Source organism: Sorangium sp. So ce836 (genome assembly GCF_028553905.1).
Classification (GTDB): Bacteria; Myxococcota_A; Polyangia; order Polyangiales; family Polyangiaceae; genus Sorangium; species Sorangium cellulosum_D.
Genome location: NZ_CP102233.1, coordinates 10,720,652 through 10,742,062 on the forward strand (window position 1 = coordinate 10,720,652; position 21,411 = coordinate 10,742,062).

Annotated in this window: 15 protein-coding genes; 6 read left to right on the forward strand and 9 right to left on the reverse strand. The window is 72.5% G+C overall.

Annotation, left to right across the window (positions count from 1 at the left end; genetic code table 11):
• Positions 1 to 28: 28 nt before the first annotated feature.
• The 6 genes from NQZ70_RS39140 to NQZ70_RS39165 form a co-directional block, all read right to left on the reverse strand.
• Positions 29 to 1,150, reverse strand: a complete 1,122-nt coding sequence (locus NQZ70_RS39140) for a hypothetical protein (RefSeq protein ID WP_129578780.1) — start codon at positions 1,148 to 1,150, stop codon at positions 29 to 31.
• The gene (locus tag NQZ70_RS39145; protein WP_408022448.1) at positions 1,147 to 3,243 is read right to left on the reverse strand and encodes a hypothetical protein; all 2,097 of its coding nucleotides are present in this window, start codon (positions 3,241 to 3,243) and stop codon (positions 1,147 to 1,149) included. Before NQZ70_RS39145 ends, NQZ70_RS39140 begins: the two co-directional genes overlap by 4 nt.
• Before the next feature lie 1,536 nt (positions 3,244 to 4,779).
• Positions 4,780 to 5,754 (reverse strand): hypothetical protein, encoded by a 975-nt coding sequence (locus NQZ70_RS39150; RefSeq protein ID WP_129578781.1) that lies wholly within the window; start codon positions 5,752 to 5,754, stop codon positions 4,780 to 4,782.
• 100 nt (positions 5,755 to 5,854) lie between these two features.
• On the reverse strand, positions 5,855 to 6,583 hold the full coding sequence (locus NQZ70_RS39155) for a molybdopterin-binding protein (RefSeq protein WP_129578782.1): 729 nt from the start codon (positions 6,581 to 6,583) through the stop codon (positions 5,855 to 5,857).
• Positions 6,584 to 6,599: 16 nt separating this feature from the next.
• Positions 6,600 to 6,992 carry an exodeoxyribonuclease VII small subunit gene (gene xseB / locus NQZ70_RS53570; protein ID WP_129578783.1) on the reverse strand — a complete coding sequence of 131 codons (393 nt, stop codon included), beginning with the start codon at positions 6,990 to 6,992 and terminating at the stop codon, positions 6,600 to 6,602.
• Positions 6,989 to 9,181, reverse strand: a complete 2,193-nt coding sequence (locus NQZ70_RS39165; RefSeq protein WP_129578784.1) for a HEAT repeat domain-containing protein — start codon at positions 9,179 to 9,181, stop codon at positions 6,989 to 6,991. The genes xseB and NQZ70_RS39165 overlap by 4 nt, the downstream gene beginning before the upstream one ends.
• Before the next feature lie 228 nt (positions 9,182 to 9,409).
• Here NQZ70_RS39165 and NQZ70_RS39170 point away from each other — a divergent pair, with 228 nt between their 5' ends.
• From NQZ70_RS39170 to NQZ70_RS39180, 3 genes are all read left to right on the forward strand, one after another.
• The gene (locus NQZ70_RS39170) at positions 9,410 to 11,236 is read left to right on the forward strand and encodes a radical SAM protein (RefSeq protein WP_129581836.1); all 1,827 of its coding nucleotides are present in this window, start codon (positions 9,410 to 9,412) and stop codon (positions 11,234 to 11,236) included.
• A gap of 234 nt (positions 11,237 to 11,470) precedes the next feature.
• Entirely contained in the window at positions 11,471 to 13,297 is a 1,827-nt protein-coding gene (locus NQZ70_RS39175; RefSeq protein ID WP_129578785.1) for a serine/threonine-protein kinase, read from the forward strand.
• A gap of 540 nt (positions 13,298 to 13,837) precedes the next feature.
• Complete coding sequence (locus tag NQZ70_RS39180) at positions 13,838 to 14,158, forward strand: hypothetical protein (protein WP_129578786.1); 321 nt, start codon at positions 13,838 to 13,840, stop codon at positions 14,156 to 14,158.
• On the opposite strand, the gene NQZ70_RS39185 is transcribed toward NQZ70_RS39180, so the two are convergent.
• Entirely contained in the window at positions 14,125 to 14,595 is a 471-nt protein-coding gene (locus NQZ70_RS39185; protein ID WP_061627057.1) for a GNAT family N-acetyltransferase, read from the reverse strand. The genes NQZ70_RS39180 and NQZ70_RS39185 overlap by 34 nt on opposite strands.
• 380 nt (positions 14,596 to 14,975) lie before the next feature.
• Between NQZ70_RS39185 and NQZ70_RS39190 the strand changes: the two genes are divergently transcribed.
• Genes NQZ70_RS39190 through NQZ70_RS39200 form a run of 3 tightly spaced genes read left to right on the forward strand, consistent with a single transcriptional unit; the run spans position 14,976 to position 18,378 of the window.
• Positions 14,976 to 15,839, forward strand: coding sequence for a lysophospholipid acyltransferase family protein (locus NQZ70_RS39190; protein ID WP_129578787.1), 864 nt, complete (start codon positions 14,976 to 14,978; stop codon positions 15,837 to 15,839).
• Positions 15,836 to 16,765, forward strand: a complete 930-nt coding sequence (locus NQZ70_RS39195; protein ID WP_129578788.1) for an SDR family oxidoreductase — start codon at positions 15,836 to 15,838, stop codon at positions 16,763 to 16,765. Before NQZ70_RS39190 ends, NQZ70_RS39195 begins: the two co-directional genes overlap by 4 nt.
• A gap of 47 nt (positions 16,766 to 16,812) precedes the next feature.
• Positions 16,813 to 18,378, forward strand: coding sequence for a dipeptidyl-peptidase 3 family protein (locus NQZ70_RS39200; RefSeq protein ID WP_129578789.1), 1,566 nt, complete (start codon positions 16,813 to 16,815; stop codon positions 18,376 to 18,378).
• An 18-nt stretch (positions 18,379 to 18,396) separates the two neighbouring features.
• On the opposite strand, the gene NQZ70_RS39205 is transcribed toward NQZ70_RS39200, so the two are convergent.
• Positions 18,397 to 20,109, reverse strand: a complete 1,713-nt coding sequence (locus NQZ70_RS39205) for a hypothetical protein (RefSeq protein WP_129578790.1) — start codon at positions 20,107 to 20,109, stop codon at positions 18,397 to 18,399.
• Positions 20,106 to 21,299, reverse strand: a complete 1,194-nt coding sequence (locus tag NQZ70_RS39210; RefSeq protein ID WP_237244447.1) for a hypothetical protein — start codon at positions 21,297 to 21,299, stop codon at positions 20,106 to 20,108. Before NQZ70_RS39210 ends, NQZ70_RS39205 begins: the two co-directional genes overlap by 4 nt.
• Between the last annotated feature and the right edge of the window lie 112 nt (positions 21,300 to 21,411).

Consider the following 21,411-nt stretch of genomic DNA (forward strand, 5'->3'; position numbering starts at 1 on the left):
ATCTGGCTCACCATGATGGAGTTCCTCGTCAGGACATGAGGCCGAGCGAGCAGAGCGCGTTGGCCCAGAGCGGCCAGAGCGAGCAGTACGGGTGGGTTAAAAGCACCACACCGCCGGTCGGCAGGCGGCGCACGACAAACGGGGGGTGCTTTTTCAGGAAGCGGATGTGACGATACGTGTCCGTGTAGACCGGCCAGGTGGGTGGCCCCTCGCCGGTCTCCGCGAGCTGGCTTGTCAGGCCCAGGATCTCGGCCGCGCGCGGCGCGGCCGCGCGCCATGCCTCGTCGGGCACCGCCGCGGCCTCGAGCGCCTCCAGCAGGGCGGAGGGCGGTGCCGCCAGCGCCTTAAGGACGGTCTCGCGGGAGAGCGAGTGCGCGCGCTCGCCGCCACCTTTGAGCGGAACGCGCGCCCCGGCCGGCGCGGCGTCGACGCGCGCGTGGAGCGCGGCCAGCGACATGCCCGCGATGCGCGACACGCTGTCCTTGTCGTGGAGGTGCACCCACGACACCGCGAGATCGCGCGCGACCTCTCGGGCGTCCGCGTTGTACGTCGCGCACGTGGCGACCGGCGCGTTCCAGCGCCACGCGTTCGTACACGCGCCGGTGCGAACGCGCCCGCTCCCGTCCGGCGCGCAGAGACGTAGCAGCAGGTCCTCGAGGTCGACCTGCATGATGTGCCACGCCACCTCGGCCTCGGCCTCGATGGAGCGCGGGCCCCTGCCCCAGGCGAGTTCGAGCTTGAAGCGGAAGAAGTCCCTGTTCTCGTCGGGGGACATCTCGAGGGGCCCCTGCGGCTCGCGGGGGCCCCTCGCATCGAGACGTTCGTAAGCTTCAGCGCAGCAACAACTACCGAAATCGATGACCGGTATGCCAAGAGAAAAATCGGGTCCGCGACGGTCCGGAAGAATGAAACGTTGGGATGCGCGGAGCAGCACGCTGGACCTGACCAGAGCACCCCCGTCGCATTTGAAGTGGGCGCGGATCATGGCAGCGGCCTCCTCCATGGAGGTCGTGTCGCACGCCGCGTCGCAATACATACTCACGCCGATTAGCCACCCCGGCTGCACGAGGGCCGATAGCGCCGCCGCGAACGCGTCGACCCTCGATGCCTCGTCACACCAGGCGTAGAAGCGCGGACCTGATTCGCTCATAACCGGATCACCTTGATGGGCTTGTTGAAGCCTTTCAGGCTCGCCCTCTTGCCCTTGTCCTCATCGAAGAGGTAACCGTCCTTGACAGTGTACTTCTTGCCATCGAGCTTCCCGCCCCGCTCCATGATGAGCTCGACCTCTACGACATCGCCGGCGCGGCCATTCCGCTTTAGCGCTTCCATCGCGTTGGACAACTGGTCGATCACCCTGTCGCCATCGACGTTGGTGCCCGCTTTCGCTTCGCTCAGGATGAGCTTCTCCCGCGCGGACACCGTCAGAAAATCGGGCGCCATCCCGTCGGTGCTCCCCGGCTTTGATTGGTACGGAATCTTGAGCACGTCACGCACGCCGTCGTCGCCGACGCCGAGGAGCGCCCGCCCGTCGCCGGTCAGGAAACTCGTCACCGTCTTCTCGAACGCGTTGAGCGCCTTCTTCGTCACCGCCCCCTTCAGGTTCTTGTACCCGCGGAGCCTCCATACCTCGAACCCCTTGACAACGACCTTATCGACCTCCGCGATCTCCCCGGCGATCCGGATCCCGCGCGGCGGTAGCGCGCTGGCGGCGGCAACGCCGTGCCAGATGTGCCCGACCGCCCCGAGCCCGAAGCCCAGCCCCGAGAAGATCCGCTCCTCATCGCTCAACTCTCGCCCGGCCGGCAGGCACCACTCCTTGCCCGTCACGGCCTCGCACAGGTCGAGCGTCGGCCCGACCACGGGCACGAACCCCACCCCGATGCGCGTCGTCGCGTGCACCAGCGTTTGCATCACGTCCGCGTACGCCTCGAAGCCCTCGGCGACCGTCGACATCGCCCCCGCGAACGCGCTGATCGTCTGGTAGAGCTGCGTCTGCTCCAGGTCGAGCCCGCCCCCCGTCCACAGGTTGAGGTTGTCCTTCATCTGGTCCGCGAGCGCATCGAACCGTGGCTTCAGCACCGTGTCCACCTGCGCCCGCAGGTCGGCAGGCACGGGCGAGTCCTCGAACCAGTCCGACGCATCCATGAACTGCCGCACGAACCCGGTGATCCGGTTCTGCGCGTTCAGGAACGCGTTCGTCTCCGCCAGCGACACCCCCATCCGGTCGCGCAGCGCGATCTCCAGGGCCGCGCTGTTGGCCCTCCACGCCCTCACGTTCGCCACGAAGTCCGCGCGAAAGATCACCACCCGGCCGCTCACGTCGGCCTCCAGCGCCGCGAGCACCGCGTCCGCGTACGCCGCGTAGGGATCCCTCCCCCCGTCGAACGCCCCGTCCACCTCCGCGATGTCCGGCACCTCGACCCACGGCACCTCGCTCTCCCCGAGCGCGTAGTTCCACGGGTCGTCCGGATCCAATCCCTCGGCGCGCGCGTCCTGCGTCGCCAGATCCGCCACCTCGTCGGCCTGCGCGCCGAACTCGTCGATCAGCCGCGCGAGCTCGTCCTCGAGATCGCTGACGCTCTTCTTCAGATCGTCGACGAGCTGCTCCATCGCCGCCCGCGTCTCCGCGTCGACCACGTCCTTGTACCGGTCCAGGATCGCGTCGAGGTCGGTCCGCGAGATCTCGTCCAGCGGCCGGCTCACCAGGTCCTTCAGCTCGGTGTCGAGCTGCTGGTGCAGGTCCATCTTCTCCGCCAGGTGCTCCACCCGCGGCGCGTTCGCCACGAGCGCCTTGCGCTCCTTGGCGAGCTCGGCCAGCAGGATCTCGATGTCGCGCGCCAGCGCCGGGTTGATCTCCGCGAGGCTCAGGTCGAGGGTCGTGTCGCCGGAGAACGCCACCCCGCGGCGCCGGATGTCGAAGAGCGGCTTGTTCAACCCGAGCGGCACCGACACGAGGTTCACCACCTCGCGCGCGTCGACGCAGGTGTTGTCGCCCCCCTCCCTGCTGACGTGGAAGTGGAAGTCGTTCATGCCCATCCCGAGCAGCACCGAATCGAACGCCGCCTCCATCCGGTTGCTCTCCGAGCCGTCGTCATGGAACGCGAACTCACCCGGGACTTCGTCGCTCACCGGCGGCGCCGCCGACAGCGCCGCGACCTGCGCGCGCGCACGCTGCTCGAAGGCGTCCGACGCCTTGCGGGTCCGCGACCGCGCGATCGCCTCGCGCGCCCCCTCGTCCATCTGCAACACGCGGAGCGCCTGCCGGCGCAGCGCGATGCCGCCGAGCAGCGCCGCCGCGGTCGCGTCGCTCCGGGCGACACGCCCCTGCACGTAACCCAGCATCGCGCTCAGCGAGCGCAGCGCGCCCGAGGTCATGTCCGGCAGCACCGCCCCGTGTGTCGCGAGGAACTCCCCGTGCGGCGCCATCGCCTCGTCGAAGGAGGCCGCGAAGACCTGGAGCGCCGCCGACGACCTCAGGATCTCCGCGGTGAGCTCGCCGGGCGCGCGGCTCGCCTCGCGCGCCGCCGCGAGCACCGCCTGCTCCACGCCGTCGAGGCCGTCGATGTCCGACCGCGACGCCTGCTCCGAGAGCGCCGCGTACACCGCCGTCTCCGCCGCCTCGCTCGCGCGGTACGCGGCGAAGCGTGCCGCGACGCCCGCGTACTTCGATCGCAGCGGGGCGGCGTCGCTCCGGGCCTGGTCGAAGATCGCCTGCACGACCGACATCGCCTGCTTGTCCGCCGCGAGCGCGGCGGCGAGCTGATCCTCCTCGGCGCTCGCCTTGTCGATCATCGCCGCCTTGAAGTTGCCGGCGGCGTCGACCGGCGCCTGCGCGAGCAGCGCTTTCTGGCGGTCCGTCGCCTCGTCGAGCAGCGACGCGAGCTTGCCCGCGAGCGTCGCTCGCAGCGACTCGGCGTTCCTCGCGTCGTCCCGCACGTACTCGATCGTCTCGTCCACATGGCCGAACCAGACGTCGAGCGAGTAACTGCTCGCGACGATCTCATCCAGCGTCTTGTTGTTCGGCCACGTGGCCCACACCTCGATGGGCAGAGCGCCGTCCTTCTCGGCCTGGCTCCACGCGGCGCCCGGGCCGAGGTTCTCGCCCACGCAATGCTCCTCGCCGCCCTCCGCCGCCGCGCAGAAGCTCCCGAACGTGTGATCCTCGCGCTCCCACAAGCACCCGTCCCCCACAGCGCCCAGCGCCAGGGCGGCGACAGCCACAGCGAGAATCGTCCTCCGCCGTCTCGGTTTGGATCGCTCTCTCAACCTCATCGCCTCCACCCCGCGATCTTTCTCACCTGCGCACGCTCACCCGCCCGTTCTCCAGGTGCAAGCGTCCTCACAAAATCAGTAGGACATTGCTCGGCCGAGGAGCGTGTCCTCGATCTCCCCTCCTCCGCCCTCGGCAACTCGGCTGTGGCCGTGTGCCTCGGCCGCTCAGGAGTTCCTCACCGCCGATCTACAGCGCGCGGCGCAGTTAGCCGGAAGAGCTCGTGACGTCCCGCACGCGAAGTCGATGCGCCTCGCGCCGGTGGCGTCCCCCACGCGCGCTGGTTGCCGAATCAGCGGTAGAAACCCACGTATGCTGCGCAGGTGTTCGTTCACTCCAGGTGGCCACGCAGATCCACGGGAACACGGGTAATGGATGCGAGCTGGCCGCCGGCGCGGGTCCGCCCGTAAAGTCGCCGGCGAGGGCGTGACGAAACAAAGGGAGAGGGCCCAGATTGCAGCCTGAGCCCTCCGTCGACGCTCGGGTCCGATCAGAGCGCTTTTGGCTCAGACCGGCGCGTCGTCGTCTTCGAGCGGATCCTCCTCGTCCGGCGGCGCGCCGCCGGCGCTGCCGCTTCCAGCGCTGCCGCTGCCAGCCGCGCCGCCGCCTCCGCCGGGCGCCTCCGTCGCCTTCTTCCTGGTGCTCCGGCTGAAGAGCCGCCGCGTCGCGATGGGCACGAGCCGCGGGATGGTCGGATCCTGCTCGTTGGCGCGCTCGAACACCCGCACGATCTGCTCGATCAGGATCAGGTTGATGCCGTCGGCCCGGTCGAGATCGCCGCTCGTGACCTTCTGGCCCGCGGGGCGCGCGGCCGCGGCCTTCGCCGCCTGGGTGAGCTCCTCGGCGGCCTCTTCGAGGCGCTCGACGTAGCCCTGGTCGAGCCGCATCAGCTTGGCGCGCACGGCGAGGGGGCCCTTCTTCTGCGCGAGGTAGCGCTTGCCGAGCGCGGCGAGCTGCGTGAGCCCGCGCGCGAGCGCGCCCGGATCTTCCGCGGTGCCGGCCGCCTGCGCGAGCTCTTCGCGCGCCTCCTTGCCCGAGCCGGCGACGCCGCGGAGGACCTCGTAGGCCTGATCGCGCAGGAGGAGCGCGCGCGAGAGCCGCTCGCGCAGCGCCGCGTCCGTCGTGGCGCGCGCCGCGTCCTTCTTCTGCCCGGCGCTCTCGTGCGCCTCGAGCAGCCGCTCCAGCGCGAGCGCCTGGTCGACCGCGAGCGCGAGCAGCTCCGGCGAGAAGCCGCGCAGCTTCTCCCGCTTCTCCTTCGACGCGCCCGACCAGCACGCGTGCGCCGTCGCGTAGAGGCGGCGCAGATCGGTCAAGACGCGCGAGGAGGCGATCTGCCGCCCTCGCTCGACGAGCTGCGATTCGGTCGCGCCGTCGAGCAAGGCCTCGATGATGCCGGGTTCCGGCTTGCCGAGCCGCTCGGCCAGGGATTCGAGCGTGGGATCGTCGTCGGTCTCTTCGGGAGGAGAGATAGGTTTGGCCATCAGCGCAGGCTAAGGCCCGCCCGTCGGCTGCCGCATCCCGAACGAGCCCGACGGGCGCGGCGCCGGCCGGGCTCACAGGGAGACGCGAGAGCGGCGCGCGTCACTCGACGCGGACGACCGTCCCCGCGGGCAGGCTCTCGGCGAAGGCGTCGCGCGCCGCGCGCACCTTCGCCTCGACGAGGCCGTCGAACGTGAGCTTCGTGCGGTACTCGACCCCGGACCACCGGGGGTAGGAGCCGATGTCGACGTCGCGGTGCGCCTCGACCACGCGGTCGAGCATCGGCTTGAGCTGCCCCTCGTCGAGCGTCGTGAACACCGCGAGCGAGACGAACGGCGTGCCGCCCGAGAGCTCGGCCTGGATGAGCGCCTGCTTGGCCCGGAAGATCTGCGGCACGCCGGGCAGCATCCACACGTTGCGCATCACCACGGCCGGCCACGCGGCGCTGCCGCCGATCACGAGCCGCGCGCCCTCCGGGATGCGCGCCATGAGCAGGTGCCCCTCGGTGAGCCGGTCGCCGTAGTACTCGCGCAGCATGCTCTCCATGTCGGGCGCGCTGACCACCGGCACGCCGAAGGCGCGCGCGACGCCCGCGATCGTCAGATCGTCGTGCGTCGGGCCCACGCCGCCGCTCGTGAAGAGCCAGTCGTGCGACGCCGAGAGCGCCCGCACCTCCGCGGCGATCACCTCGAGGTCGTCGAGCACCATGACCGCGCGCTCCAGCTTGACGCCGAGCGCGCGCAGGGTGCCCGCGAGCACGAACAGGTTCTCGTCAGCGATCTTCCCGCTGAGCAGCTCGTTGCCGATGATCAGCGCCGCGGCCGTCCTCATCTCACCTTTGCTCCGCTCAGCCCTCGAACTCGCGCGTCACCGGGCGCCCGTCGGCGTCCATCCCGAGCAGCTCCTCGACGCGCTTCTCCGCGCGGTCGAGCCGCTCCTGCGCCGACCGCGACAGCCGGATGCCCTCCTCGAAGAGCGACAGCGCGCGCTCGAGCGGCAGATCGCCGCCCTCGAGCTCCGCCACGATCTTCGCGAGGCGGCGCGTCGACTCCTCGAACGACATCGCGCCCGCGGCCTTGTCGCCGCTCGCGGGAGCGCGATCGCCCTCGGCCGGAGACGCCGCGGCGCGGGGCTCCGCGCGCGATCCCACGCCGGATTCCACGCCGGCTTCCACGCCGGGTCCCTCGCCCGGGCCCTCGCCCGTGCGGCTCTCGTCCGTCGCGTTGCTCATCGTCGTCATGAGCCAGCGTCCCCCGGTGTTGCGGCCGGCGCAAGCAGGACGGAGCTCACCCCGGGCGGCACCGCCGGTACGAGGAGCACGCCGTCGGGATCGGCCACGACCGGGATCGCCAGCCCATCCGGGCGGACGAGCCGCGCCGGACGCGACGACGCGCTCGCGGCCGCGCCCGGGTCGTTCGGGACGATCGCGATCCACACCACCCCCGTGGCCAGCGCGGCGCGCGGCGGATCGAGCGCCGGCGCGCCGGCGCCCGAGAGCGCGGCCCGCGCGAGCGCGCGCACCCCCTCGTCGGGATCGAGATCCCGCGCCGCGAGCAGGACGCGCCGGCGCTGCACCTCGGCGCGCCGGGACAGCCCGCGGACGATCGCGCGGCGCACCGCGGGGTCGTCCTCGAAGCGGTAGGCGCGCGCGAGGAGCGACACGCTGTCGGGCAAGGGGTCGCTCCCGAGGCCGAGCGCGACGTGCGCGCGCACGACGGGGTCGCTCCCCTCGAGCAGCCGCTTGAGCCTGCCGCGGACCACCTCGTCGTCGCGGGCCGCGAGCGCGCGCGCCGCGAGCGGCGACAGCGGGCCGCCCGCCTCCGCGAGCGCGGCGAGCCGCGAGGTCGAGACCGCGCCGCCCCGAGGCTCCGCGAGCAGCGCGACGCCGGCGGAGATCGCCGCCGCGTCGGGCGCGGCGTCGTCGCCGCCCGGCGCGGCGCCGCCGCCGGGCGCGGCGAGCTCCGCGAACAGCGGCGCGAGCGCGGCGAGGGCGCGATCGCCCCGCGCGAGCGCGCCGCGCGCCGCCGCGTGGACCGCCGCGCGGTCGCACGAGGCCGGAGAGCACCCGCCGACGAGCTCGAGCGCGTCGCGGAGGCCGAGCGCCACGGCCCCGAACACCCCGACGGCGCGATCGCTCGACCCCTTCGGCGCCGCGAGCGCGGCGAGGAGCCGCCCCTCGAGCGACGCGGGGGCGTCGCGCAGCGCGAGCCCGCGCACCACGCCCGCGCGCAGGCCGAGCCTGCGGAGGTCCGCGTCCTTCGCGGCGCGCGGCCCGTCGACGAGCTCCGCGACGGCGGCCCGCGCCTCGGCCCCGGGCATCGTCGCGAGCGCGAACGCCGCCGCCGTCGCGAGCTCGGGGCGCTCGAGCGTCAGCCGGCGCAGCTGCCGCGCCGCCTCCGCGCCGCCCGCGCGGCCGATCGCCGCGACGGCGCGCGGCCGCGCGTCCTCCGCGAGCAGCGGGAGCGCGCGCGCGAGCGCCGGCACGAGCCGCTCCGCCGGCGCGAGCTCGGCCAACCTGAGCCCCTCGAGCCGGCCGAGCTCGGACCCGAGCAGCGTCGCCACCGCGTCCGGCGCCTCCGGCGCGCCGAGGTGGACGAGGATCTCGACGGTCGCCTCGAAGAGCCCCGGCTCCGGCTTGCTCAGCCACGCGCGCGCCTTCGCCAGCGCCGCCTCGTCGCCGAGCCGCGCGAGGGCGCGCGCCGCGGCCACCTGCGCCGCCCGATCGCCGCCCTCGAGCATCGGCCGCAGCGCCGCGATCGCCCGCAGATCGCCGAGCTCGCCGAGGAAGCTCACGAGCGCGGGCTCGAGCCGCTTGCGGCTCCCGAGCAGGAGCTGGAGCGACTCGGGCGGGTACGCCTTGAGGGCGAGCGCGGCGGCCTCCCCCGCGGCGCCGCCCTGCACGATCGCGTTCACGAGCGCGCCGAGCGCGCGCCGCTCGCCGGTGCGCGCGAGCGCGAGGGCGGCCGTGCCCCGCAGCACCTCGCCGAGCGGGGAGGCGGCGCCGCGCGCGGGGCCGCCGCCCTCCGAGAGCTCGCGCGAGAGGAGCTGGCGCACGCTGTCGCGCTGCGCGTGCGGGGCGAGCGCCCGCACCGCCGCCAGGCGCGCCCTCGGATCCCGCGCCGCCGGGCCCCCCTGATCGAGCGCGGCGAGCAGCGCGGTCACCGCCTCCTCGGTGCCGATCGCGCCGAGCCGCTCGATCCCGCGCAGCCGCGCCTCCGGGTCGCTCGACGCGAGCAGCCGCTCGGCGACGGGCACGCCCAGGCTGCCGCGCAGCGGCGCCGCGCCGGGCTCGGCCGCCGCCCTGCCGCTGTCCTCCGCGGCCCGGGGCGCCCGCGCGGCCGGCTGCGCCACGGCCGGGACCGCCGCCGCCGCGGCCGCGAGCGCCGCGGCGAGGCCCAGGGCGCGGGGGGTTCCAGGGAGGAATCGCATACGCGCCCCGTACTATCCCGCGATCGACGGCCCGCTGTCACTCCCCGGGCTGAGCCGCGGAGGGCGCGCCAACGCGGCGTGACGAGCCTGGAATTTGATGGAAGCACGCGCTAGGTCGCCCTACGGTGCGGCCGCGAAATGGGCCTGTGAGAGAGGTGACGCTTGATCGACCTGGTACGGACACTGGAAAAGGCCATCACGGTATCGGCCAACAAGGCGTGGCCAGTCTTGCAGCATCTGAGCCGGCTCGGCGGCGAGCCCAAGCCGTTTCACCCGAAGTGGAGCGACAAGCCGATCCCGAGGGGCGGCCAGCGCTCGAAGCCCCCGCTCGGCTGGCCTCGAGAGACGGACAGCCTGTGCCCGCGCTGCGTCAAGGAGGCGCGCACCGAGATCCTGAGTGGCAGGGCGGACTGGACCAAGCTCATCCATGACAAGCCCGGGGAGATCCGCGCCCGCATCGTCGCGCGCGACGGCCGCGTCGTCATGGAGAAGACGTGCCCGAAGCACGGCTTCTTCTCGGACACGATCTCGATCGACCCGGAGTTCCTCGCCCGGATCGAGCGCCTGTTCGGCGGCCGCGACGTCGAGATGACGCCGGACCGGATCCACGACCACGGCTCGAGCACCATCCGGTACGGCCGCGGCTCGGTGCTCACGGTGGATCTGACGAACCGCTGCAACATGATGTGCGACCCGTGCTTCATGGATGCCAATCAGGTCGGCTACGTGCACGAGCTCTCCTGGGAGGAGATCACGCGCATCCTGGACGACGCGGCGGAGGTGCGCCCGCGCCGCCAGATGTCGATCCAGTTCTCCGGCGGCGAGCCGACGCTGAGCCCGCATTTCCTCGACGCGATCCGGTACGCGCGCAAGAAAGGGTACTTCGCGGTGCAGTGCGCGACGAACGGGATCCGCTTCGCGGAGGAGCCGGGCTTCGCCAGGAAGGCCAAGGAGGCGGGCCTCCGGATGGCGTACCTGCAGTTCGACGGGGTGACGAACGCCGCGAACAGCCACCGGAAGATCGCGAACCTCTACGACGTGAAGCTGCGGGCGATCGAGGAGCTCTCGGCCGCCGGGATCGACGTCATCCTGGTCGTGACGATCGTCAACGGCGTGAACAACGACCAGGTGGGCCCGATCATCGACTTCGCGGTCCAGAACGCCGACAAGGTCACGGTCGTCAGCTTCCAGCCGGTCAGCTTCACCGGCCGCGACGAGGACATCTCCGACGAGCTGCGCGAGAAGCAGCGTTACACGCTGAGCCACCTCGCGCACGACGTCGCTCGGCAGACCGGCGTGACCGACCCGCTCCGCGACTGGTTCCCCCTGTCGGCGCTCAGCCCCTTCGGCAACGTGACCGATCTGCTCGACGGCCCCGACAAGGACTGGGGCCAGCTCAACTGCGGGTGCCACCCGAACTGCGGGATCGGGACGGTGCTGTTCGTCCACAAGAAGACGAAGCAGGTGGTCCCGCTGCTCGATTTCATCGACGTCGAGGGGCTGCTCTCCGACCTGCGCGCGATCTTCGACGCCGGGCGCGGCCGCGCGCTCACGACGGCGCAGGTCGTCGCCGCGCTCTTGCGCCGCTACCGGCCCGAGAAGGCGCCGACGAACTTCCACCTCGCGACCCTGGTGAAGCAGTTCATGAGCCAGACGGGCGCCGCGCACGCCGGCGAGGGCGACGCCCGCGACTACGAGTGGCGGGTCCTGTTCGTGGCGGGCATGTGGTTCCAGGACCTGTTCAACTACGACTTCCGCCGCACCGAGATGTGCATCATTCCGTACGGAACGCAGCTCGGCGAAATCAGCTTCTGCGCGTACAACACCGGCGCCGGGTGGCGGAACATCCTCGAGAAGATGAAGGCCAATGCCACGGTCGCCGAATGGTACAAGAAGCACGGCCGACACCCCGTGTACGCGAAGAATAGGGATCTCCCTCTACCGGCCTACGAGAATCCCCTAACGATCATCGAGCACGATCTCGCATTGCGCGAGCGCGAGCAGGGCGTTCCGCGCGCGCGACCGGCGGCCAGGCGGCTGCCGATCGTGAGCTGATCGCGCGGCATCCTCCGCGCCCGCGCGCATGCGCCATCGCCGCGCGCATGCGCCATCGCCGCCGATCGCCGACCCAGGGATCACGTGAGCCCAGGCTGTCGGCGATCGGTCGTAGCGCGCCTCACATCGGAAGGAAATCGGGTTTTCGTCGTGGCCGTGTGCGACGCGCGCGCGCACGCGGAGAGCGGCGCATGACTCGTGGAGAACGCACCACGCATGGTGTAGCCTGGCCGGGTGACCTTGCACGCTGGCCGCTATGAGAGCTTGCGCGCCATTGCGTCGGGCGGCATGGCCACCGTGTACCTCGGGCGGGCGCTCGGCGCCGGCGGGTTCGAGCGCCTCGTCGCCCTGAAGATGATGCACCCGCACATCGCGGCGGAGCCCGAGTTCGTCGCGATGTTCCTCGACGAGGCGCGCCTCGCGGCGCGGGTCCGCCACCCCAACGTCGTCGCGACCTTCGATCTCGTCGAGGACCCGCTGTTCCTCGTCATGGAGTACATTGAGGGCCCGTCGCTGCACCTCTTGCTCCGCACGTGCGCGCGGGCGAAGCGGCGGGTCCCCATCGGGATCGTGCTCCGCATCTTCCTCGACGTGCTCGCGGGCCTGCACGCGGCGCACGAGCTCACCGGCTCCGAGGGCGAGCCGCTCAACCTCGTGCACCGCGACGTCTCGCCGCAGAACGTGCTCGTCGGCATCGACGGCGTCTCGCGCATCACCGACTTCGGCGTGGCCCGCGCCGAGACCAGGCTCATGTCGACGCAGGGCAACGCGCTCAAGGGCAAGCTCTCGTACATGGCGCCCGAGCAGATCCACGCCGAGCAGGTCGACCGCCGCAGCGACGTGTACTCGGCCGGCGTGGTGCTCTGGGAGATGCTCACCGAGGAGCGCCTGTTCAAGGCCGACAACGACGGCGCGCTGATCGCGCAGATCCTGAAGGGCCCGCCCGCTGGTCCGCGCGCCGTGGTGCCGTCGGTCCCCGCCGCGCTCGACACGATCTGCATGCGCGCGCTGCGCGCCGACCCGGACGACCGGTTCCCGACCGCGGCGGCGTTCGCCGAGGCGCTCGAGGAGGCGGCCGCGCAGACGCCGGGCCTCGCCGTGTCGTCGCCCCGGGCGGTGGAGGCGCTCATCAAGGAGGTCGGCCTGCGCGACCTCACCGCGCCCATCAGCGCGCGGAACGGCCCCGCGTCGGGCCCGAGGTCCGGGCCGATGTCGGCGCGCTCGCCGCTCAGCCAGCGCTCCCCTCTGAGCGAGCCCTTGCCCCTGAGCCAGCGCTCTCCGCGGAGCGAGCCGCTCAGCCAGCGCTCTCCCCTGGGCGAGCCGCTGAGCCAGCGCTCTCCCCTGAGCGACCGCTCTCCGCTCGGCCTGCAGATCCTCGGGCCGGCGCCGGACCTCTCGGGCGCCGAGGGCAGCGCGCCGGGCCTCGGCGCCGTCGTCTCGGAGGCCGTGTTCCGCCGGCAGCACCTCGTGCGCCGCAGCGTGATCGCCAGCGCCTGCGCCGTCGCGCTCGCGGCCGGCGTGGGCGCCTTCTTCGCCTTCGGCGCGCGCGAGCCCGCCGCTCGAGAGGCGACGGAGAGCGCCCCGGTCCTCGCGAGCTCGCCCCACCTCCCCGCGACGGTGGCCGACGGCGCGACGGTCCACGCCACCGCGCCGGGACAGCCCGCCGGGACCGTCGAGGCGCTCGCCCCCGGCGGCGCCGGCCAGGTCCCCGCCCCCGGCCGGGCCGCGCACAGCCCGCCCCCCGTCGGTTCCGCCCATGCCCCCGCTCCCGGCCGATCCGTCCAGGGCTCCGCGCTCGGCCGAGCCGCGCATGCCCCTGCTCCCGCCGCCAACCGCGCGAACGCCGCCCCGCGGCCGGCGCCCAGAGCGACCCCGCCCGTGGCCGTCAAGCCCAAGACGAGCCGGGCGGAACCGCGCACGGCGGGCGGATCCACGGTCTCGACGGCGAAGCCTGCCCCCCGCTCGTCGGCCGTCCGCACCGCGACGCCGAAGGCGCAGGAGCCGAAGCGGAGCGCTCCGCGGGCGACCTCCCGGACACCCTTCAAACCCTCAGGGCTGTGACACGCCGGAGAGCGGGCGGTGACGCGCCGACCAGCGGGGCGGCGACGCGCCCGCCAGCGACGGTGATAACGCGCCAACCGGCGAGGTGATAACGCGCCAACCGGCGAGGTGGTAACGCGCGATGTCACGGGATCGCGAGACGCCATCGGCGCACCTGCATCCCCGGACGTCAGCGCTGGACAGACGCGGCGCTTCGCGCCTGCGCGCCGGCGCAGCGATCATCACGCGCGAGGCCGGCCAGGCGGTGATCCTTTTTGCCGACCCGTCCAACACTCCGGCCATGGAGGCCCGTCCAAGGCTCCGGCGACCACGACCGCCCTCCGCCTCGCGCAGGCCGCGCGACCTCGGGTCGCGCGGCCTGCGCGAGGCGGAGGGAACGCGTCGCTGCCGCACCTACATCTCCGCGAAAACCAGCAGAAGGTCAGTCGCCATCTCACGAGCGCGACATAGGAGGTAGGCTATTCTTGTCGTGGGGCGGTATGTGCTCGCCCAAGTGAAAGACGCGCCGCGCGTCAGACGTTACCCCGGGGGAACCAGCTCATGCGCTCGCTTTTCGAGCAGGTGGTCGAGTGCTGCGGCCTCGCGCCCGCGTTCGCCAGGAAGATCATCCAGGAGGCCTGCGAGCGGAGCGGCGTGTCGCCGCCCGACGCGATGACGCCTGCCGATCTCATCCGCTCGCTCCCCCAGATCCGCCAGGCCCTCGGCGTCTTCCTCGAGCCCTCGGAGGTCGCGCTGAAGACGGCCGCGATGCGCGCCCTCGTCAAGGGCTCCTGGCCGTCGATGCCCGCGGTCGTCCCCCCCGCCCAGAGCCAGGACGGCCGGACACCTCAGGACGAGCCGAAATCCAAATCGAGCTCGTAGAGCTCGTAGTGCGACCGCTTCATTCCGAGCGCGACATAGGTCGACTGCGCACGCGCGTTCGCGGTCTCCACGTAGAGGCGGATGCCGCATACGTCCCCCGCGTCCGCCGCCATTTCGTGGACTCGCCGGTACAGCGCCCGGAAGACCCCGCTGCGCCGCGCCGCGGGCGACACGTAGACGGACTGGATCCACCAGAAAGTGCCGTTTCTCCAGTCACTCCATTCGTAGGTCACCATCAGCTGCCCGGCCACCTCGGAGGCGCGCTCGGCGACCAGATAGAACCCTTTGGTCTCATCCGCGATCAGCGCGGCGGCGCCGCGGAGGGTGGTGGCGGTGTCCAGCACCTTGCCCTCCGTCTCGAGCGCCATGGCGCGGTTGTTCGCCGCGATGATCTCCACGTCGGCGGGCGCCGCCCGGCGGATCACGAGCGCTGTCACAGGGCGCGCCCCCGGCGGGCATCGCAGCGGCGCCCTCCCGGCGCGGGGGCGGAGGGCGGAATGCCGGGGAGCTCGGGTGCGCGGCGTCGGCTCGACATGGCCGACCCCATACCGCGGACCGAGCGGCTGCTCAACCGCCACGCCCCGATCCCGCGGCGAGCGCGCAGATCGCCGCGGCGACGGCGCCGCCGCGGCGCGTTATGTTTCGAGATGTGATCCTCCACGTGAACGGCGAGCGCTCGGGCGCACAGCGCGTGATCCATGAGCGCGTCGCGCCGGCGCGGCGCAGCCCGGCCGCCTCCTGCGCCGGCCGGCGGAGGTTGTGCTTCCCGCCCGATCGCGCGTACCCTCCGGGCGCCGCAGCCTCCGGAGGGAGCCCCTTGACACTGCTCGTCAGCGACTCGATTGCCCAGCGCGTCCAGCGGCTGGAGATCCCTTTCAACAGCTTCGGGGTCGATCCTTACGGCATCTCCCGGAAGCACCTGGGCCTCTTCTTCTCTCTCCTCGACTTCTTCTATCGTCATTATTTCTCGGTGGGCGTCACGGGCATCGAGAACGTCCCTGCGCGCGGGCGCGCGATGCTCGTCGGCAACCACTCGGGCGGCGTCGCCATCGACGGGGCGATGGTGGTCGCGTCGATGTTCTTCGAGATGGAGCCGCCGCGGCTGGCCGAGGGCATGGCGGAGAAATTCATCAATCGCCTCCCGTTCACCTCGCTCTGGTCGAGCCGCACAGGGCACTTCACCGGCCTCCCCGAGCACGCGAGCCGCCTGCTCGAGGACGAGCGGCTGCTCATGGTGTTCCCCGAGGGGGCGCGCGGCACCGCCAAGCTCTACAGCGAGCGCAACTCGCTCGTGCACTTCGGGTCGGGCTTCGTGCGGCTCGCGATGAAGACGGGCACGCCCATCATCCCGTTCGGCTTCGTCGGCGGCGGCGAGGCGGTGCCCACCGTCGCCAACTCGTACACGATCGGCCGGCTGTTCGGGGTGCCGTATATCCCGATCACCCCGTATCTCGTGCCGGCCCCGCTGCCGGTCCAGCTGGAGATCACCTATGGCGAGCCGATGACGTTCGCCGGGAACGGCGCGGAGGAAGACGAGGTGATCGCCGGCTACGTGGAGCAGGTGAAGGCGAGGATCGCCGAGCTCATCGAGGCGGGGCGGCGGCGCCGCCGCAGCAAGCTCACGCTGGATCAGCGCGGCGCCGCGCCGCCCGCGACGGCGTCGTCGAAGGAGCGCGCATGAGGGTCCTCATCCCTGGAATCACCGGCCAGCTCGGCCGCATGGTCGCGGCGCGCCTCCTCGAGGAGGGGCACGAGGTGATCGGCATCGACCGCCGGCCCTGGCCGGACGCCCCGGCCGGCGTCGAGATGCACAACGTGGATCTGCAGAAGCGCGCCGCCGAGGACGTGTTCCGCAAGAGCCGGCCCCAGGCCGTGATCCACATGGCGACCGTGACGCACCTCGTGGAGCAGACCGAGGAGCGGTATCGGATCAACCTGGGCGGCACGCGCGTCGTCTTCGACAACAGCCGCGCGTGCGGCGTCGAGCACGTGATCTTCGTCGGACGGCACACGTATTACGGCGCTGGCCCCGAGTCGCCGCTCTACCACAAGGAAGAGGATCCGCCGATGGCGGTGTCCACCTTTCCCGAGCTCGCCGACCTCGTGGCCGCCGATCTCTACGCCTGCACGGCGCTCTGGCGCGCTCCCGAGCTCTGCACGACCGTGCTCCGCATGTGCTACACGCTCGGCCCGACGGGCCACGGCACGCTGGCGAGCTTCCTCCGCGGGCCCCACGTCCCGTACGTCCTCGGGTTCGACCCGCTGTTCCAGTTCATGCACGAGCAGGATGTCGTGACCGCCATCTGCCTGGCGCTCGAGAAGCGCATCCGGGGCGTCTACAACGTCTCGGGCCCCCAGCCCGTGCCCCTGTCGCTCATCATCCGGGCGGCGGGACGGGTGGCGGTCCCCCTCCCCGAGTTCGTGCTGCGCAACGCGCTCGGCCGCTTCGGCCTGCCGAAGCTCCCGCGCGCGGCGCTGACCCACATCAAGTACCCCGTCGTCGTGGACAGCGCCGCCTTCCGCGCCGCCACCGGGTTCAAGCACGCCATCGACGAGGCCCAGGCCATCCGCGAGTACCGCGACGCGCACCCGGTCCCAGCGGGCTGACCCTGAACCGTCCGGAGATCGCCGGAGTTCGCCCTTAGGAGGTTCCGATGTTGTCCGACAAGGTCAAGCAGTTCGCGCCGGCCAGGCTCACCGCGGACGTCAGCGCGCTCCCCGAGCCCGAGCGGAGGACGCTCGACAAGCTCATCGAGGCCTCGCGACGGCTCGATCCCGTGTTCGATCGCCAGGCCTACGCCGGGAACCCCGAGCTCCGCGAGCGGCTCGTCTCGGACGCCACCCCGGAAGGCCGGGACAGGCTCGCCTATTTCGACATCATGCGGGGCCCGTGGGACAGGCAGGATCACCACCGCCCCTTCGCCATCGACAGACCTCGTCCGCCCGGCGCCGGCTTCTACCCGGAAGATCTCTCGGCCGACGAGCTCCACGCGTGGGTCGCGCAGCACCCGGGCGACAAGGAGGCGTTCGAGGGCCTGTTCACGCTCATCCGCCGCGACCAGGGCGGGCTCGTCGCGGTGCCGTACAGCCAGGCCTACGCGGCGTGGCTCGGCCCCGCCGGCGCGCTCCTCGAGGAGGCGGCGGCGCTCACGGCGAACGAGAGCCTGCGCAGGTTCCTGAGGTCCCGGGCCGCGGCGTTCCGGTCGGACGACTACTACGCCTCCGACAAGGACTGGATGGACCTCGACAGCCCGGTCGAGGTGACCATCGGCCCCTACGAGACCTACGAGGACGAGCTCCTCGGCCTCAAGGCTTCGTTCGAGGCGTTCGTCACGGTGAGCGACCCGGACGCCTCCCGGAGGCTCTCCAAGTACAAGGAGCTCCTCCCGGAGATGGAGCGCAACCTGCCCATCCCCGACGAGGTGAAGACCCAGCGCGGCGGGGAGAGCCCCATCCAGGTGGTGGACCTCGTCTTCAGCGCCGGCGACGCCCGCAAGTCGGTCCAGACGATCGCGTTCAACCTGCCGAACGACGAGCGCGTCCGCGCCGAGAAGGGCGCCAAGAAGGTCCTGCTCCGCAACGTCATCGAGACCAAGTTCGAGCTGATCATGCGGCCGATCGCCGAGCGCATCCTCGACCCGGCGCAGCTCGAGCACCTGTCCGCCGACGCGTTCTTCAACGAGACGCTCTTCCACGAGCTCTCGCACAGCCTGGGCCCGGCGTTCGCGCGTGTCGGCACAGACCGGGTCGAGGTGCGGCTCGCGCTCGGCGCGGCCTACTCGGCCATCGAGGAGGCCAAGGCCGACGTGATGGGCGCCTACAACGTCCTCTTCATGATCCAGCGAGGCCACTTCGCCGGAGACTTCCGGGAGAAGCTCCTCGTCTCCTACTTCGCGGGGCTCTTCCGGAGCACCCGCTTCGGCGTGGCCGAGGCGCACGGCAAGGGCGCCGCGCTCCAGATCAACCGCTTCCTCGAGGAGCGCGCCGCCCGCTTCGACCCGGCGACCCGGCGCTTCACAGTCGACGCCGCGGAGCTCGAGGCCGCCATCGCCCGCCTCGTCCGCGATCTCTGCCTCGTGCAGCACCGCGGCGACAAGCAGGCCGCCGGCGAGCTCCTCGCGCGGTACGGCGAGGTCTCGGAGCCGATGCGCCAGGCGCTCGGCGGCCTCGAGGGGATCCCGATCGACATCCGGCCGATCTACCCGCTCGCCGGCGAGTGAGCCGCCGGCGCGCGGCGCTCACGGCCCGAGCTGGACCAGGAACGCGTCGGCGGCGCCGCCGCTCGAGATCGCGCCGCTCCCGAGATCGAGGACGCCGTCGAAGCGCCCGGTCACCCAGCTGTGGCCGAGGCGATCGACGGCGATGGAGGCGCCCTGCTGCTCGCTCGAGTCGCCGAACGAGAGCAGCCACATCGGCTCGCTGGCCGGGGCGAGCTTCATCACGAACGCGTCGAAGGCGCCCTTGGCCGAGCGCACCCTGTCGCCGAGCTCGATGCTCCCCCCGAAGAAGCCGGTCACGAGGATGTTGCCGGCCAGATCCGTCGCGACCGAGGCGCCCTCCTGGTCGGCGTCGTCGCCGAAGTCCTCGCACCACTGGAGGACGCCGTTCTCGTCGAGCCGGATGACGAGGATGTCCTTGTCCCCCGCGCTCGTGCGCACCGACTCGCCGACGGTGACCGAGCTGCGGAACGAGCCGGTCACGACGACGTTGCCCGCGCCGTCGACCGCGACGCCGAACGCCTCGGCGGAGTTGGTCGCGTTGGCCGACTTGCTCCAGACGTGGTCGCCCGAGGGGTCGAGCTTCGCGATGAACAGGTCGCTCTTGGCGTCGGTGGAGAGCCCGTTCCCGTACCCCCCGAAATCGACGCTCCCGGCGAAGCGGCCGACGAGGACGATGTTGCCGTGGCCGTCGACGGCGACGCCGGTGCCGGCCTGATCCGCGGCGTCGCCGAACTGCCTGGCCCAGCAGACGTTGCCGGCGGCGTCGAGCTTGGCGAGGAACACGTCGGTCTTGCCCTGGCTCTTCAGGACGAAGCGCTCGCCGTGGCTGTTCTCGCCGAAGTCGAGCGTGCTCCGGAACTCGCCGGTGACGTACGCGTTCCCCGCCTCGTCCACGGCGACCGCCGTCGCGCGCTGGGTGTCGTTGTCGCCGAAGCGCCGGCTGAACTGGTGCGCCCCGGAGGCGTCGAACCGCGCCACGACGACGTCGGGGCGGCGGCCGTGGCCCTTGCGCAGGCCACCGCCGAAATTGACGTCGCCCGACGCGCTGCCCGCGAGCACGACGTCGCCGCCCGGGGCGAGCGCGACCCCCTGGGCGACGGTGTCCGCGAAGCGGCGGCCGAACCGGAAGCGCCCTTCGCGCGTGGCGACGTCGCGGGAGAACGAAACGAGGAAGGCGTCCGGCTCGGCGAGCGAGCCGAGCTCGTCCGACGGGCCCGCGCCGAGATCGGTGCTGCCGGACGCCGACCCGACCACCACGACGGCGTGCTCGCCGGCGGCAACGCCGAGGCCTTGCTGCGCGCCGGTGCCGCCCAGCGCGACGCTCTGCACGGGATCGCCGGTGCACGCCCGCCCGTCGCAGTTCTCGTCCGCGCCCGTGCAGCTCTCGAACGCGGGCAGCACCTGGCCGACGCAGGCGCCGACGTCCGTCCCGTCGTCGTTGCACGTGGCGACGCCGGCCGCGCAGGGGCCGACGCCCTTCGTGCCAGGCGGCCCCGCGTAGCAGGCCGTCTCGACGCCGGGGACGCAGACCTCCGCGCTCGAGCCGCCGCCGCCGGTCCCGCTGGGGTCGATGCCGCCGGCGCCGACCCCGCCGACGCCGCCTCCCCCCTCGCTCACCGGATCCGCGGCGACGTCGGGGAACGGCGCGATGAAGGCGCACGCGTCCACCCCGGTGCAGGCCAGGGCGAGCGCCGCGACGGCGCCCCTTCCGAGGCGGCGCGCGCGGCTCACAGCGCTCCCTGCACGGCGACGCCGGCGCCGTCCGCGCCGACCCACGGCGAGAGCGCCGTCAGGCCGGGGGCGCGCGGCGCGGGCAAAGGCCGCGGGCCGGCGGCGTGCTCGGGCGCCGCGGGCGGCGACGGGGAGGTCCAGAAGAGGTACGCGGCGAAGCCGCCCGCGACGAGGGCCGCCCCGGTGAGCGCCGTGCTCGTGACGGCGAGCGCCTGCCCGCGATCGCGCAGCGCCTGCCGCTCGGCCAGCGAGCCCGGGGCGGGGTTCGCGTTCTTCTTCAGGAAGGTGTGCCGCACGTCGTAGGCCATCGCGCCCGTGACCACGGCGCCGGCGCCGAGCGCGGCCGCCGCCCCCAGGACGGCCACCGGCGGGACGCTCGGGCCCGGCGCGGGCGCGCGGGGCGGCGCAGGGCGAGCGGGCGCGATCGGCCGCAGGGCCGCGAGCGCTCGCTTGCGGCCGAGCTCGGCCTGCAGCTCGACGACGGCGCCCGTCTCGGCCTGCACCGTGGCCTCGAAGCGCTCTGCGTAATTTTCGGCGCTCACCGCGATCCGCCGCGCCCCGGGGCTCACGAGGATGGCCGCGCCGACGAGCGCCGGGTGGATCGGCGCGCCGTCGATCTCGACGCGCACGCCGGTCGCGTCCCCGGGCAGCCGGAGGACGATCTGCGACGTCCTCGCGCGGAGCTTCTCGATGCGCGACCGCGACTCCCTGGCGAGCGCGAGCTCCTTCCGCGCGGTCGCGCCGGACGTGGCGAGCTCGAACGCGTTGAGCGCCTCGACGACGTGGCCGAGCGCCTCGTGACAGACGCCGAGGTGGTACAAGAGCGGCGGTGACACGACGATCTTGCTGATGCGCTCGTAGATCTCGAGCGCTTCCGCCCATCGTCCTTGGTCCTCCGCGGCGAGGCCGAGCGAGAAGAGGTGCCGCGCGGACGCGAGCTCCGCGGGGCTCGGCTGCCGCGGCGCGGCGGAAGCCGCCGTGTCACCCGCGACCGGCTGCCGCGGCGCGGCGGGAGCCGCCGTGTCGCCCGCGATCGGCTGCCGCGGCGCGGCGGGAGCCGCCGTGTCGCCCGCGATCGCGCCGGGCGCAACGCGCTCGGCGCCCTCCGGGGAAGGATCGGCGAACGCAGCCGGACCGACGCCGACCACGGCGAAGAATACCACTCCGCCGATGGTGATCCGATGCTCCACCCACGCCTCCTTCCTCAACGAAGCGATAGAGGCAATCTAACCGTACTCACGCTGGACGATCCTCGACAACTGGAAAATTGTTTGAGATTGGTTCCCGATCCTGGAACGCTCG

Coding starts and splice junctions, on each gene's coding strand:
- NQZ70_RS39140 (WP_129578780.1), bottom strand. CDS start 1,150: ATGAGCGAATCAGGTCCGCGCTTCTACGCCTGGTGTGACGAGGCATCG.
- NQZ70_RS39145 (WP_408022448.1), bottom strand. CDS start 3,243: ATGGACGAGGGGGCGCGCGAGGCGATCGCGCGGTCGCGGACCCGCAAG.
- NQZ70_RS39150 (WP_129578781.1), bottom strand. CDS start 5,754: ATGGCCAAACCTATCTCTCCTCCCGAAGAGACCGACGACGATCCCACG.
- NQZ70_RS39155 (WP_129578782.1), bottom strand. CDS start 6,583: ATGAGGACGGCCGCGGCGCTGATCATCGGCAACGAGCTGCTCAGCGGG.
- xseB (WP_129578783.1), bottom strand. CDS start 6,992: ATGACGACGATGAGCAACGCGACGGACGAGAGCCGCACGGGCGAGGGC.
- NQZ70_RS39165 (WP_129578784.1), bottom strand. CDS start 9,181: ATGCGATTCCTCCCTGGAACCCCCCGCGCCCTGGGCCTCGCCGCGGCG.
- NQZ70_RS39180 (WP_129578786.1), top strand. CDS start 13,838: ATGCGCTCGCTTTTCGAGCAGGTGGTCGAGTGCTGCGGCCTCGCGCCC.
- NQZ70_RS39195 (WP_129578788.1), top strand. CDS start 15,836: ATGAGGGTCCTCATCCCTGGAATCACCGGCCAGCTCGGCCGCATGGTC.
- NQZ70_RS39200 (WP_129578789.1), top strand. CDS start 16,813: ATGTTGTCCGACAAGGTCAAGCAGTTCGCGCCGGCCAGGCTCACCGCG.